We start from the raw sequence: 14,510 nt of genomic DNA, 5'->3' as shown, positions 1-14,510 counted from the left end.
TACGCTTAGTTGTTGATTTCATAACACTCTCCAATTTACTTAAAGAAAAGTGTCAACCTTATTTAGGACGGGTCAAAATAAAAAATGATTAAAGCTCTGTTGTTACAGAGCTTTTTTTTTCATCAAAATATATTATACAATGTCATTTATCTTGATTCAGGTTAAACACAATTAAACAAAGAGAAAGATATGACAAAACTATTAGAAAAGCCAAGCCAACCTGCAGATGATGACTGTTGTGGCGGCGGTTGCAGTCCATGTGTTTGGGATTACTTTTACGAGAATCGAAAAGCATGGAAAGATCAGCAAGCCCAACTTGCTCAACAAGCTGAAAAATCTACTAACATCGAAGAAGTTAAATAAATTCAGTAAAATAAATTCAGTAAAATAAGAATTATGATTCACTCAAGTTATTACCCCACTGTAATTACTTTAATGAATGTTTTTTAACAATTTTACCTAATGTCGCAATGGCTTCAATCTTTTCATCGCTCCATTGAACAGCGAAACTTATACGCATAAAGTTCTTATATTTTCCAGACGCTGAAAAAATTGTCCCTGGCGCAAAACTCACGCCATTTTCAATTGCTTCATGAAACAGTTTGCCTGTATCAACATGAGATCGACACCTGATCCATAAAACACCACCACCTTTAGGTTCTGAAATACAAACTTCTTCTGGAAAGTGTTTAGTAATTAAAGCTCGCATACGCTCACTATTATATTGCAGCTTTTTACGTAATACATTTAAGTGTTTGTCGTATTCACCACTCATCAAATAGTCTGTTAGTGTCCATTGCGGCAACATGGCAGTAGAGCAAGATATAGCTCTTTTTATACGCTTTGCATTTTCTTCATATTTACCTGCAAGTAGCCAACCAATTCGATAACCTGGTGCTGCAGTTTTTGAAAAAGAAGAACACGTCATTACCAAGCCTTTTTTAGAATAAAGCTCTGCAGGTTTTGGTTTTTCATCAGTAAAGTAAAGCTCACTGTATACTTCATCTTCAATCAATGGCGTATTGTATTTCTCAACTAACTCAACTAACTTCTTTCGATCCTGATTGCTCATCATTGAGCCTAGCGGGTTATTTATCGTTGTGGTAAATAAGCAGGCTTTCACTTCGTGTTCTTTGAGTGTTTTCTCTAAATCATTAAGGCAAATGCCATTTTCGGTACAGGTATACACCTCAACAACATTCATCCCTAAGCTTTCAACTAATTCTAGTAATCCAAAAAAACATGGTGATTCCACAGCAACCACGTCGCCTTTCGAAGCTACACATTGTAAAGCTATTGAAAGAGCTTCTTGCGCGCCATTCGTGATAATAATATCTTCATGATCAACATCAACGCCTTGTTCTTGATAACGCAAAGCAATACTCAAGCGGAGTTTAGAGTCGCCATTCACAGGTCCATAACTTACTGCTTTTTCTGCAACTCGGCTTAAAACACCTTTCATTAATCGCGATAAAGCTTTGTCCGGTGGGTGAGCATTAACCGGATTTGAAATGCCTAAAGCTACCGTGTTAGGTAAATGAATTACGGCATGAACTTGTTCGATAAGACTTCTAAATTGAATTTTTGCAGGAGAAGAAGTTAACCAACTATCACGCATAGGCAGTAATGTACGAACATCTTTTGCTTTGAAATAATAACCTGATTGAGGACGAGCATATATAGCCCCCTGGCGCTCTAACTCTATATAGGCTTGCTTTACAGTTGGCACACTGATATCTAACTGCTTACTAAGCTTACGTAAGCTTGGTAATTTGTCACCCGCGCGGAAAACACCATTTTTCTCTTGTTTTTCAACATAGTCGATAACCTGTTGGTATAAAAAGTCTGAAGATGATTTATCAAGTAACTGCATAACTGTGTAGGTATCATTTTTGTTTTTTTGTATATGTTATTAAATCAAAGTTTCATTAAACTGTCATTACTTCTTCAGAGAAAATCAGATTCAATCATGAATAATGTTGTTTTATACATTGTTACTGTAGTTATTTGGGGCTCAACTTGGATTGCTATTAATTATCAATTAGGTGACGTTTCCCCGGCCGTGTCCCTTAGCTATCGTTTTTCGTTAGCCGCGGTTATTTTATTTGCGTTTTGTAAGCAGCAAAGAATACAGCTTAACTTTCCGGTTAAGCTGCATATTCAATTTCTTGCTTTTGGTTTAACCTTGTTTGGTTGTAACTACTATTTTCTTTATAGTGCCCAACAACACATTAATTCAGCCTTAGTGTGTATTGGCTTCTCGATGATCATGATTTTTAATATTTTAAATGCCCGCATTTGGTATAAAACAAAAATTACTAAAGAGTTTTATATTGGTGGGTTATTAGGAATTATGGGTATCGTTACTTTATTCTGGCCACAAATTAACAATGTATCTTTAGGCGAACAAACTCTTATAGGTTTAGGTTTCTGTCTTGGCGGGACTATTTTAGCCTCTTTCGGCAACATGATTTCCATTAGAAACCAAAAAAAACAAGCTCCTTTGCATGCGGCTAATGCTTGGGGAATGGCATATGGCGCTTTATCTATAGGCTTGTGGGCATTTTTCAAAGGTGAAGCTTTTATTCTCCCGATGAATGCCGCTTATATTAGCTCATTGTTATATTTATCAGTATTTGGATCTGTTATCGCCTTCGGTTGCTATTTAACCTTGTTAAATAGAATTGGCGCTCAAAAAACGTCTTATGCAAACATTATGTTTCCTGCAATAGCCGTGTTAATTTCGTCTTTTGTAGAAGATTTTCAATGGAGTATATTTACCGTTGTGGGCTTAAGCTGTATTTTTATTGGTAATATTATTGTGTTATCTAAAAAGAAAGTTAAATCTCTAAATAAAATGGTTGAACAACAAGAAGCTAAACCACAAGTTTCTAACAGCTCACTTGTTGTTAATAAAGCAGTTGAGACAGTCGAATCACAAACGCTTAAAACCACCTAACTACAAGCGCTTTATTAAAGCCACAAACAAAAGCGACTAAATAATTTCATTTCAATAGCTCAGTATTTACCAAAATATGCTATTCCAACATACTGAGCTGAGCTTTAAAATACGCCTTAATCACCTTCCAAACCTTTCTTATTATGCTAAATAGAGTGTAATTAAAATTTAATCTGATTAATTACTCTAAATATGACTCGAAACGGTTTATAATCAATCAACTGTACAACACTTTTATCAATCAAATAAATTTAGGTACCCTTATGCAACGATTAGCACCAGCTCTACATGAAGATAACGTTCCAAGTGATCTAGTTTCTGTAATCAACACTGTACTAGACGCAGCGAAAGACATTTCTTTTCGTGTAAGCCAAGCTCATTTAAGTGGCCTTATGGGCGCTACAACAGATGAAAATATCCAAGGCGAAGTTCAAAAAGAACTTGATGTTGTATCAAACGACTTAATTAAAGACATCCTTTTAGAGTCTGATTTAGTAAAAGCTATTTCATCTGAAGAAGAAGATACTTCAGTTGCTGGTAATCCTAATGGTAAATACATCGTATCGTTTGATCCATTAGACGGTAGTTCAAACATCGAAATAAACTCGCTTATAGGTACTATCTTCTCTATTCATCCAGCTATCGATGGAATGGATGCAAGCGATCCTGAAATGTTTAAACAATCAGGTAACAAACAAGTATGTGCAGGTTATGTTTTATATGGTCCGGCAACTATGTTGGTAATGACAACAGGTAACGGCACACACTTCTACGTATTTGACCGCACAACAAGTAGCTTTGTATTAGTAGAGCGCAATGTTCAAATATCTGAAGATACTCAAGAATTCGCTGTTAACATGTCTAATCAACGTTTTTGGCATGCTCCAATGCAAGCTTACATTAACGACTTATTATTAGGTGACTCTGGTCCTCGTGGCAAAAACTTCAACATGAGATGGAGTGCAGCTATGGTTGGTGATGTGCATAGAGTATTAACACGTGGTGGTCTTTTTACTTACCCTGCTGATTTAAAAGATCCTGCTAAGCCAAGCAAATTACGTTTAATGTATGAAGCTAACCCAATGAGCTTTTTAGTTGAGCAAGCCGGTGGCTTAAGTGTTACTTCAACACAAAGAATTATGGATATTGAACCAACAGATATTCATCAACGTGTAGAAGTTATTTTAGGTTCTAAAAACGAAGTAAATAAATGTTTGTCTTACTATAAGTAACAAATAAATATTTAAATAAAAGAGGGAGCCCTTCCCTCTTTTAACTTTATTCCAAACTAATACCAATCTATCCTGTAAAACACCTAGCTTTTACATTTGTCATTACCGCTACTCAAAATAACTTCATTGTATAGATATAAACCTTTTTGTTAGAATAGTGCCAATTCAACTTTAATAACCGACACTTCTAACAGAGAAATTTATATGTCAGCTTATGCCGTGGGACACAAAGTTCCAGATTCAGATTCAATTTGTTCAGCTATCGCTCTTTCTTATTTGAAAAATGCGACAGGCGAAGACGTTAAACCAGCACGTTTAGGTGAATTATCTCCTGAAACTCTTTTTATTCTAGAAAAATTTGGTTTTGAACAACCTGAATTAAAAATGACATTTGCAGATACTGATGGCATCTACGTTGTTGATCATTCAGACCGCATCCAAGGCCCTGATGATATTGATGACACCACAGTATTAGGTATTATTGATCATCACAAATTAGGTGATATCACTACATCGACTCCACTTGAGTGTTGGATCCGCCCTGTAGGTTGTACAAACACTATTATTAAAATGATGTACGATTTTCATAGTGTAGAAATCCCTAAAGATATTGCGGGTGCGATGATGTGTGCCATTTTATCTGACACTGTAATCTTCAAATCACCAACATGTACAACGGCTGATATAAAATGTGTTGAAGCGCTTGCAGAAATTGCAGGTATTGAAGACTACAAAGCGTTAGGCATGGAAATGTTTAAAGTAAAATCAGCAGTTGAAGGCACACCAATTCGTGATCTTGTTTTACGTGACTTTAAAGACTTCAATATGCACGGCAAAACAGTAGGAATTGGTCAATTAGAAGTTATCGACTTAGCTGTATTTAACGAAATGAAAGAAGACTTTTTAGCTGATATGGCTGCTTTAAAAGAAGAAGGCGGACGTCACAGTGTTATGTTACTTTTAACTGACATTATGAAAGAAGGCTCTGAAGTTTTAGTGGTAAGTGATAACGACGACTTAACTGACAAAGCTTATGGTAAAACAGCAGTTAACGGTAAAGTGTGGATTGACGGAATTATGAGCCGTAAAAAGCAAGTAGTACCACCATTACAAGATTCTTTAGCTTAATAAGCTAATTTTAAAGCCAAGGCTTAGTACTTATGTTTTAAAAGTTGCTTTAAAAAAACTGATATGAAAAAGCCCTGAAATAATATATTTCAGGGCTTTTTGTTTATATGTAAAGGTAACTTCAATTAGAAGCTACCTTGATAAGTGTTAACTTAAACTCTTTCAAATACCGTCGCGATACCTTGACCAAGACCAATACACATAGTCGCTAAACCAATGTTTACATCTTGACCTTCCATTAAGTTAATTAAGGTACCTGAGATACGAGAACCTGAACAACCTAGTGGATGACCTAATGCAATAGCACCACCATTTAAGTTGATCATGTCTTCAGCTTTATCTTCTAAGCCTAACGCTTTAATACATGATAAGGCTTGCGCAGCAAATGCTTCGTTAAACTCAGCAAGTTCAATATCGTTAATGGTTAAGCCAGCACGTTTTAATGCTTTTTGAGTTGCAGGTACAGGACCATAACCCATAGTTGCTGGATCACAACCTGCTACACCCATGCCTCTGATCTTAACACGAGGTTTTAAGCCTAACTCTTTAGCTTTGTCTGCAGACATAACTAACATAGCTGATGCACCATCAGATAACGCTGATGATGTGCCTGCAGTAACGGTACCGTTAACAGGATCAAATACTGGACGTAATGCTGATAAACCTTCAACAGTAGTTTCAGGTCGAATAACTTCATCATGCTCAATTAAAGTTAACGCACCTTTCTCATCATGCCCAAGTGTAGGCACAATTTCATTAGCCCAACGGCCTTCTAACATCGCTTGATGAGCACGTTGATGCGAACGAGCACCAAAGGCGTCTTGCATTTCACGGCTAATACCATGTTGCTTACCTAACAGCTCAGCTGTTAAGCCCATGTTACCTGAAGCTCTTGCTACGTGTTTACTTAGCGATGGTGCCATATCAACATCGTACATCATAGGAACATGTCCCATGTGTTCTACACCACCAATTAAAAATACGTCACCTTGTCCAGACATAATGCTAGTAGATGCGTCATGTAAAGCCTGCATAGATGAACCACATAAACGGTTAACCGTTACACCGCCAATCGACTTTGGTAAACCTGCAAGTAATGATGCATTACGTGCAATGTTAAAGCCTTGTTCTTTGGTTTGTTTTACACAACCCCAAATAACATCTTCAATGTCGTTTGGATCAAGACCAGGGTTTCTTACTAAAATTTGTTCCATTAAGTGTGCCGATAAAGTTTCTGCACGTACATTACGGAATACACCAGCTTTTGAACGTCCCATCGGAGTTCTTATGCAATCAATTATTACAACTTCTTTCATTGTATTCTCCTCAGGTTAGGCTGTTTTAACATCAGTAGTGAAGTAAGATTTACCAGATTTGGCCATTTCGCGTAGTCCATCAGTCACTTGGTACATTTCACCAAGGTGAGCAAATTTATCTGCCGTAGCAATAAACTCATTTAAACCGACAGTTTCTAAGTAACGAATTGGACCACCTCTAAATGGAGGGAAACCTAAGCCATAAATTAAGCCCATATCAGCTTCAGCTGCAGTATCTACAACACCTTCCTCTAAGCATCTTACAACTTCATTCACCATAGGGATCATTAAGCGCGCAATAATGTCTTCTTTAGAAAACTCTTGAGCATCAGCACAAAGTGGTGCTAATAAATCGTAAGCATCTTGTGAAGCAACTTTGGTTGGACGACCACGTTTGTCTTTACTGTGATCATAAAAGCCTTTTGCATTCTTCTGACCAAATCGCTCATTTTTATATAATAAGCTAATTGGATCATTCTCAATCTTAGGCATGCGAGTTGGAAAACCGTCTGCCATAACACTTGTACAATGATCGGCCGTATCAATACCAACTACATCAATAAGATATGCTGGACCCATTGGCCAACCGAAATCTTTTTCCATTATCTTATCAATTTTTACAAAGTCAGCACCTTCCAGTACCAATTGGCCTAAACCAGCAAGATATGGGAATAAAACACGGTTTACATAAAACCCAGCACAGTCGTTAACAACTATTGGTGATTTACCCATTTTAGCGGCATATGCAACAACAGTAGCAACAGTTTCATCTGAAGTGTCTTTACCACGAATAACTTCTACCAACGGCATTTTATTTACTGGGTTGAAGAAATGCATACCACAGAATTTTTCTGGGCGTTTTACACTTTTTGCTAATAAGTCGATAGAAATTGTTGAAGTGTTAGATGTAATAATTGTGTCTTCACTAACTACACCTTCGACTTCAGCTAAAACCAAACCTTTGATCTTAGGGTTTTCAACAACCGCTTCAACAACAATATCCACATCTTTAACGCTATCGTATGATAGTGATGGGGAAATATTATTTAATGTAGCAGCCATTTTCTTAACATTCATACGACCACGTTCAACTTGCTTAGTTAAAATACCAGCAGCGGTACTTAAACCTAAATCAAGAGCAGCATCGTTAATGTCTTTCATTATAATAGGCGTGCCTTTGTATGCAGATTGATAAGCGATACCCCCCCCCATAATACCTGCACCAAGAACAGCTGCTTTATTGATTTGCTTGGTTGCGAGTTTGCCAGCTTTCTTAGCCTTGCCTTTAACAACTTGGTCTGCCATAAACAAGCCAATTTGCGCGGTAGCAGAATCTGTTTGCGATAACTTAACAAAGCCTTGATTTTCTAAAGCCATAGCACCAGCACGATCTAATGTTGCCGCAGCTTCAATAGTGTTCACCATTACCATAGGCGCAGGGTAATGCTTTCCTGCTTTAGCAGCAATCATGCCCTTACAAGTACTAAAAGTCATAATGCTTTCAGTTGCACTTAATTTAAGCGCTTCTAATTTAGGTTGACGCTTAGCTTTCCAATCTAATTTGCCAGCAATCGCATCTTTAAGCATTTTAACAGCTGATTCCATTAAATCTTCTGGCGCTACTAATGCATCTAACAAACCAGCAGCTAAGGCAGGTTCACCACGATAAGCAGTACCTGTTGAAATCCACTCTACAGCATTGTCTGCACCAATAACTCTTGGTAATCGAACTGTACCACCAAAACCAGGCATAATACCCAGTTTAACTTCTGGCAAACCAATGCTTACATTTGTGTCAGCTATACGGTAATCACACGCTAACGTAAGCTCACAACCGCCACCTAAAGCAATACCGTTTACCACAGCTATAGTTGGTAAATTTAGATCTTCTAAAGAATCAAATACATCTGTTGTTTCTTTGATCCAAGCCAGTAATTCATCAACAGGTTTATCAAACATACCTAAAAATTCAGTAATGTCTGCACCTACAATATAAGTAGGTTTACCTGATGTAATTAAAACGCCTTTCGCTTCTGCAGTATTATTAATAATCTCGATAGCTGCTTTGAATTCAATAAATGTTTGCTCATCAAACTTATTTACTGAGCCTTGTGCGTCAAACTTGAGTTCCAAAATGCCATCTTCTAGCATTTGTACAGAAAGGCTTGTGCCTTGATAGATCATGCCTGCTCTCCTCGAAAACTTTCGCTATATTTAGTCTGTCTGAATAATAGACCACAATCATCAAATTAGCATTGCAGCTAAAATGATGAGTTAAATTAGATTATGTTGAACTGTAAAGCGGTAAGTTAAATGAACAACTTCGACAAAAACTTAACCACTAAAGTTCAACAATTCTATTTTAGTTGCCCTTGAGTTTGCCTTGAAAAAATGAGGAAATCAATAAATTTAAACAAGAGATTAAAACAGTTGTTTAAATTGGTTGTATAAACTTATATCTGCAGCATTTTAAAAACTAAAAAACACGCTTCAGCTACCATAAAAGATTAATACGTTTTATGATGTAACTACTGCCATATTATTAACCCTATATATGAGTTAGTTAGGTTTATTTAGATAATAATAATTTAAGGATTGAATGTGGACAAAGATAAAGCTGAATTAGCATCAAAACCAGAAAGTAATTTAGTTACTTCGTCGACAGATAAATCAACGAATATAACAAGCGAAACCAAAACATCTGAATCAACATCAAGCTTTACCTCTCAAAAACAGCTATTAACTTTAGCCAGACAATACGTACTTGATGGAGCTTTAATACCTGAAGACAAGCAAATGCCTCTTGAAGAACGTGTAATAAAAAGAGAACGCTTATCTCGATTACGCCAGCAACAAAACTTAGAATCTATTGTTAAAAAATCATTAAGTTATTGCCCTAATAGCACTAGCACTACAAAAGCAGATCCTGACTGGTTCAACCGTTTTACAAGCCTAGCTGAAGATATTAGCAATAACACAATGCAAGATTTATGGGCTAAGATTTTGGCGGGAGAAATTACCCATCCTGGCTCTTTTTCACTAAAGTCACTCACCGTTTTTAAATCAATGAGTATTACCGATGCCAAGCTATTAGCTAAAGTATGTGGTATTGCCGTAAAAGACAGTAGTAAGAAAAATATTCGTATTATTTCAGGTGCTTATAATACACCAGGCATATTCAGTTTTTTTAGCAAAACAACACAGCAAAGAGTTAATTTAAATCAATGTGGATTAAGTTATACAGAGATCTTAAGCCTTGCTGATAATCATCTTATTTTTATGCAGGAAGCAGAATCAAACGAGTTAAAAAAAGGAGAGAAGATGGTATTTAACTTTAATGGGAAGAACTTAACTCTTACTGCTAAAAAAGATCAATGTGGTTTAAGTTTTTACAAGTTCACCCCTGTTGGCAGTGAACTTGCTCTACTTATTTCAGATCACCCTAATAAAGATTTAATACCTTTATTAGAGTCATCATTACAGTCGCATTTTTCTGTAAGTTAGTACAGAAAACTCGCTGATCAGCAACTATATACCATCACCATCGGTATGTAATCCACATTCTCTTTGACCGCCAGAGAAACGCGTATCGCTTTCGTCCATACCTAGAGTTAGTGGTTTTGTACTATGTACATCACCAACAGAAACATAACCATGATCCCATAATGGATGATACGGTAAACCATGCTTAGTTAAGTACTGGTGAACGTCTTTATTACTCCAATCAATAATCGGATGTACCTTAAAACGACCACGTAACGTGCTTACTACAGGTAAGTTTTCACGATGAGCCGTTTGTTGACGACGCACCCCTGTAAACCAAGTATTAGCACCTAATTCATTTAAGCCACGCTCTAATGGCTCAACTTTATTACGACGGTTATAAGCTTTTAATTCGGCATCGCCTTTCGCCCATTCTTCACCGTATTTAGCTTGTTGCCAAGCTGCGCTTTCTTTTGCGCTGTATACATGAAGATTAAGGTCTAAGCGTTCCGTTAACTGATCAATAAATTGATAAGTTTCAGGAAATAAATGTCCTGTATCAGTGATCAATACTGGAATATTTTTATCCACTTGCGTTAACAAGTGCAACATTACTGCTGACTGAATACCAAAGCTTGATGACAGTACAAACTGAGACGGCAAGTTTTCCATCGTCCATTCAACACGCGCAACAGCCGATTCCTTCTCCAATAACTCATTCCACTGATTCATCAATGGCTCCGGCACAGATGCCGGAGAGTGGTTATTAGTGACTGCTTGGCTAGTATTAGGCATGGAAATCACGCTTGCTCACTTTAACTTCAGCAACAATGCCGACACGTATGGTGAAATCACCAAAACCTTCGTTTTCGTTACGTTCTTTTGACCAACGTTCAACTAACTGATCGATTTCAGTTAAAATGCCAGCTTCGTCAACGCCATCTTTATATAGCTTAGGTACACGAGTACCTGCATGGTTACCACCTAAATACATGTTGTATTTACCTGGACCTTTACCTACTAAACCAATTTCGGCAAGCATTGCTCGACCACAACCATTTGGACAACCTGTAACACGTAAAATCACATGTTCTTCAGCTACATTATGCTTAGCTAAAATGCCTTCAACATCAGTTACTAAACCAGGTAAGTAACGCTCAGCTTCAGCCATAGCTAATGGACACGTTGGAAATGCCACACAAGCCATTGAGTTTTTACGTTGATTAGATGTTTCGTCTTTAATTAAGCCATATTGACGCGCTAAGGTTTCAATATTTGCTTTATCAGCTTCAGCAACACCAGCAACAATTAAATTTTGGTTGGCTGTCATTCTAAAGTCACCTTTGTGCACTTTAGCAATCTCAGCGACACCTGTTTTAAGTGGGCTGTCTGGACCATCAATTAAACGACCATTTTCAACAAATAATGTTAAATGATGCTTGCCATCAAAACCTTCAACCCAACCTATGCTATCGCCACGGCTAGTGAACTCGTATGAACGACTTTCGCCAAATTTAATGCCTGCACGTTTCTCAACTTCAGCTTTAAAGGTATCAATACCTACGCGATCTAATGTGTATTTAGTTTTAGCATTTTTACGATTTACACGGTTACCCCAATCACGTTGAGTAGTCACTACCGCTTCAGCAACATCTAATGTTTTATCGATTGAGATAAAACCAAAGTCATCAGCTTTACGAGGGTAAGTAGAGTTATCACCGTGAGTCATGGCTAAACCACCACCGACTAAAACGTTAAAACCAATAAGTTTTCCGTTTTCAGCAATAGCAACAAAGTTTAAGTCGTTCGCATGAACGTCGATGTCATTCTTCGGTGGAATAACAACAGTTGTTTTAAACTTACGAGGTAAGTAGCTCTTACCTAAAATAGGTTCTTCCGTTGATTCAACTTTTTCAGCATCTAACCAAATCTCAGCATAGGCTTTAGTTTTTGGTAATAAATGTTCGCTGATTTTTTTCGCCCACTCATAAGCTTCTTGATGAAGTTCAGATTCAATTGGGTTACTTGTACATAATACGTTTCTGTTAACGTCACCTGCTGTCGCAATACCATCAATACCTATGCTATTTAACGTTTGGTGCATTAACTTTATGTTTGGTTTTAAAACACCGTGGAATTGAAACGTTTGACGAGTGGTTAAACGAATACTTCCGTAAGAGGTGTGATCTGCAGCAAATTTATCGATAGCTAACCATTGCGATGGCGTAATAATACCGCCAGGCATACGAGCACGAAGCATTACGTTATGTAATGGTTCTAATTTTTGCTTTTGACGCTCAGCACGAATGTCACGGTCATCTTGTTGATACATACCATGAGTACGGATCAGCTGGTAGTTATCCGGTGTAAAACCACCTGTCATTCTATCTGCTAAATCGGCAACAATTGTTCCGCGTAAGTAGTTACTTTCTAACTTTAAACGCTCGTTATCCGCATGTTTACCTTCAACAATGATTGGACCATCACCGGTAGATTTAATGTCTTTAAATTCATTTGTCATTAGTATACGTCCTTCTGGTAACGTTTGTTGCTGCGTAACGATTTCAAATAGTCTTCAGCTTGCTCAGGTGTTAAACCACCTTCAGAGGCGATAACGTCAACTAAAGTATTGTGAACGTCTTTTGCCATACGGTTTGCATCACCACAAATGTATAAGTGTGCACCACGCTCTAACCATTCAAATACTTCTTTAGCGTTTTCTTTAATTCTGTCTTGTACGTAAATTTTTTCAGCTTGGTCGCGAGAGAAAGCTACGTCCATTTTAGTTAATAAGCCTGATTTTAAGTAACCTTGCCATTCAACTTGATATAAGAAGTCTTGGGTAAAGGTTTGATCACCGAAGAACATCCAGTTATCGCCTTCAGCATCGCTTGCTTCACGTTCTTGCATGAATGCTCTAAACGGAGCAACACCTGTACCTGGACCAACCATAATCACTGGTGTATTACCGTCAGCTGGTAAACGGAAGTTATCGTTGTGTTCAACAAATACTTTAACAGTAGCGCCTTCTTCAGCATCGTTTGCTAAGAAACCTGAAGCACCACCAAAACGTGTAGCACCTTCATGTTCATAACTTACTAAGCCAACCGTTAAGTGAACTTCTTCTTCAACTTCAGTTTGGCTTGACGCTATTGAGTATAAACGCGGTGTAATTTTACGAAGTGCGTCAACAAATACTTGAGCAGTAACGTCACTTGGTGCCGCTTTTACAATATCAACAATTTGATGTTCGCCAGCGTATTCACGCGCTGCGTTTTTGTCTTCTGCTAAAGCTTTAAGTTTTTCGTCACCCGAAATGCTTGCCCAAAACTCAATAAAAGCAGGAGCTGTTTGGGTAATTTCTAATTCAGAAGTTAACGCTTGGCTTAAGGTAAAGTTTTCGCCTTTAATGCTAACGTTTTCATCAGCACTTAATTTTAATGTGGTAATTAATTCTTCAACTAAAGCGGCTGAGTTTTCAAACCAAACACCTAAAGCATCACCTACTTGGTAAGTTAAACCTGATTCACCTAAGTCAATCTCAACATGACGAACATCTTTAGCAGAGTCGCGTCCAGTGATCTTTTGACTAACTAATAATTCAGCTTCGTACGGGTTTTGTTTTGTATACTGACTTTCAACTTCAACAGAAGCACTTACACCAGCAATCGGTGCAACACCTGCGTCGCCAGACTGAGTTAACTCTTCTTTTAACGTGTCAATAATACTAACAGACCAAGATTGAGCATCTTCTTCATAGTCAACATCACAGTCAACACGAGGTGAAACTGCTGTTGCACCTAAGGCTTTTAAGCGTTCGTCAAAATCTTTACCAGTTTGGCAGTAAAACTCATAGCTACTATCGCCTAATGACAATACGCTGTATTTTAATGTTGGTAATTTAGGTGCTTTTTTAGATGCTAAAAATTCATGAAACTCAATAGCATCATCTGGCGGCTCGCCTTCACCGTTAGTACTGGTAACGATAAGTAGATGTGTTTCTGATTTTAATGATTTAGGTTTGTATTCTGAAACATTTTTCAAGTTAACAGTAATACCCGCAGCTTTCGCACTTTCAGCTAACTTTTTAGCAACACCTTTGGCATTACCTGTTTGTGATGAAAATAGGATAGTAAGCGTTGCCTGCACTTGTGCAGATGCGCCAGCTGTAGCAGTAGGAAGTGCAGCAACAGAGCCACCTTCACTTTTTGCTGCTAAGTAACCACTTGTCCATGCTAATTGTAGCGGTGTGTAAGTAGCTATAGCTTCTTGTAAAGATGCAAGTTGGTTTGCATCTAGCATTGTTTGGTTTAAATTTTTCTGACCTGGCAACATAATGTCAACTCGCCCATTTAGAAGTAATAGGCAAATAATAATAGTCTTGCCCGAAAA

11 protein-coding genes are annotated in these 14,510 nt (G+C 37.5%); 5 read left to right on the top strand and 6 right to left on the bottom strand.

Annotation, left to right across the window (positions count from 1 at the left end; all coding sequences use genetic code 11):
• Positions 1 to 189: 189 nt before the first annotated feature.
• Complete coding sequence (locus Q5N69_RS14130) at positions 190 to 363, top strand: oxidoreductase-like domain-containing protein (protein WP_304369662.1); 174 nt, start codon at positions 190 to 192, stop codon at positions 361 to 363.
• A gap of 64 nt (positions 364 to 427) precedes the next feature.
• Here Q5N69_RS14130 and Q5N69_RS14125 read toward each other — a convergent pair whose 3' ends face one another.
• Entirely contained in the window at positions 428 to 1,873 is a 1,446-nt protein-coding gene (locus tag Q5N69_RS14125) for a PLP-dependent aminotransferase family protein (RefSeq protein WP_304369661.1), read from the bottom strand.
• 96 nt (positions 1,874 to 1,969) lie between these two features.
• Here Q5N69_RS14125 and Q5N69_RS14120 point away from each other — a divergent pair, with 96 nt between their 5' ends.
• The 3 genes from Q5N69_RS14120 (at position 1,970) to Q5N69_RS14110 (ending at position 5,319) form a co-directional block, all read left to right on the top strand.
• Positions 1,970 to 2,959, top strand: coding sequence for a DMT family transporter (locus Q5N69_RS14120; RefSeq protein WP_304369658.1), 990 nt, complete (start codon positions 1,970 to 1,972; stop codon positions 2,957 to 2,959).
• A gap of 263 nt (positions 2,960 to 3,222) precedes the next feature.
• On the top strand, positions 3,223 to 4,191 hold the full coding sequence (locus Q5N69_RS14115) for a class 1 fructose-bisphosphatase (RefSeq protein WP_304369657.1): 969 nt from the start codon (positions 3,223 to 3,225) through the stop codon (positions 4,189 to 4,191).
• A 204-nt stretch (positions 4,192 to 4,395) separates the two neighbouring features.
• Positions 4,396 to 5,319 carry a manganese-dependent inorganic pyrophosphatase gene (locus Q5N69_RS14110; protein ID WP_304369656.1) on the top strand — a complete coding sequence of 308 codons (924 nt, stop codon included), beginning with the start codon at positions 4,396 to 4,398 and terminating at the stop codon, positions 5,317 to 5,319.
• A gap of 152 nt (positions 5,320 to 5,471) precedes the next feature.
• Here the strand turns inward: Q5N69_RS14110 and fadA are convergent, their stop codons facing one another.
• Together fadA and fadB are read right to left on the bottom strand one after the other, a co-directional pair.
• Entirely contained in the window at positions 5,472 to 6,635 is a 1,164-nt protein-coding gene (gene fadA, locus Q5N69_RS14105; RefSeq protein WP_304369655.1) for an acetyl-CoA C-acyltransferase FadA, read from the bottom strand.
• 15 nt (positions 6,636 to 6,650) lie between these two features.
• The gene (gene fadB / locus Q5N69_RS14100) at positions 6,651 to 8,819 is read right to left on the bottom strand and encodes a fatty acid oxidation complex subunit alpha FadB (protein WP_304369654.1); all 2,169 of its coding nucleotides are present in this window, start codon (positions 8,817 to 8,819) and stop codon (positions 6,651 to 6,653) included.
• 417 nt (positions 8,820 to 9,236) lie between these two features.
• On the opposite strand from fadB, the gene Q5N69_RS14095 reads away from it, so the two are divergent.
• Entirely contained in the window at positions 9,237 to 10,139 is a 903-nt protein-coding gene (locus Q5N69_RS14095) for a TIGR03899 family protein (RefSeq protein ID WP_304369653.1), read from the top strand.
• 24 nt (positions 10,140 to 10,163) lie between these two features.
• Here the strand turns inward: Q5N69_RS14095 and Q5N69_RS14090 are convergent, their stop codons facing one another.
• The 3 genes from Q5N69_RS14090 to Q5N69_RS14080 are packed head-to-tail and all read right to left on the bottom strand — an operon-like array spanning position 10,164 to position 14,453.
• A complete protein-coding gene (locus Q5N69_RS14090) occupies positions 10,164 to 10,913 on the bottom strand; it encodes a phosphoadenylyl-sulfate reductase (RefSeq protein WP_304369652.1) in 750 nt (249 codons plus the stop codon).
• On the bottom strand, positions 10,906 to 12,639 hold the full coding sequence (cysI, locus tag Q5N69_RS14085; RefSeq protein WP_304369649.1) for an assimilatory sulfite reductase (NADPH) hemoprotein subunit: 1,734 nt from the start codon (positions 12,637 to 12,639) through the stop codon (positions 10,906 to 10,908). Before cysI ends, Q5N69_RS14090 begins: the two co-directional genes overlap by 8 nt.
• Positions 12,639 to 14,453 (bottom strand): assimilatory sulfite reductase (NADPH) flavoprotein subunit, encoded by a 1,815-nt coding sequence (locus Q5N69_RS14080; protein WP_304369647.1) that lies wholly within the window; start codon positions 14,451 to 14,453, stop codon positions 12,639 to 12,641. Before Q5N69_RS14080 ends, cysI begins: the two co-directional genes overlap by 1 nt.
• Positions 14,454 to 14,510: the final 57 nt, after the last annotated feature.

This window comes from Pseudocolwellia sp. AS88, assembly GCF_030551755.1.
Taxonomy (GTDB): domain Bacteria; phylum Pseudomonadota; class Gammaproteobacteria; order Enterobacterales; family Alteromonadaceae; genus Pseudocolwellia.
Note: the sequence above shows the minus strand (reverse complement) of the source record. Positions and strands in the feature narration are given on the sequence as shown.

Bases quoted from the DNA above. Each gene is read 5' to 3' on its own strand.
- Q5N69_RS14130 (WP_304369662.1), top strand. From the start codon at position 190: ATGACAAAACTATTAGAAAAGCCAAGCCAACCTGCAGATGATGACTGT.
- Q5N69_RS14125 (WP_304369661.1), bottom strand. From the start codon at position 1,873: ATGCAGTTACTTGATAAATCATCTTCAGACTTTTTATACCAACAGGTT.
- Q5N69_RS14120 (WP_304369658.1), top strand. From the start codon at position 1,970: ATGAATAATGTTGTTTTATACATTGTTACTGTAGTTATTTGGGGCTCA.
- Q5N69_RS14115 (WP_304369657.1), top strand. From the start codon at position 3,223: ATGCAACGATTAGCACCAGCTCTACATGAAGATAACGTTCCAAGTGAT.
- Q5N69_RS14110 (WP_304369656.1), top strand. From the start codon at position 4,396: ATGTCAGCTTATGCCGTGGGACACAAAGTTCCAGATTCAGATTCAATT.
- fadA (WP_304369655.1), bottom strand. From the start codon at position 6,635: ATGAAAGAAGTTGTAATAATTGATTGCATAAGAACTCCGATGGGACGT.
- fadB (WP_304369654.1), bottom strand. From the start codon at position 8,819: ATGATCTATCAAGGCACAAGCCTTTCTGTACAAATGCTAGAAGATGGC.
- Q5N69_RS14090 (WP_304369652.1), bottom strand. From the start codon at position 10,913: ATGCCTAATACTAGCCAAGCAGTCACTAATAACCACTCTCCGGCATCT.
- cysI (WP_304369649.1), bottom strand. From the start codon at position 12,639: ATGACAAATGAATTTAAAGACATTAAATCTACCGGTGATGGTCCAATC.
- Q5N69_RS14080 (WP_304369647.1), bottom strand. From the start codon at position 14,453: ATGTTGCCAGGTCAGAAAAATTTAAACCAAACAATGCTAGATGCAAAC.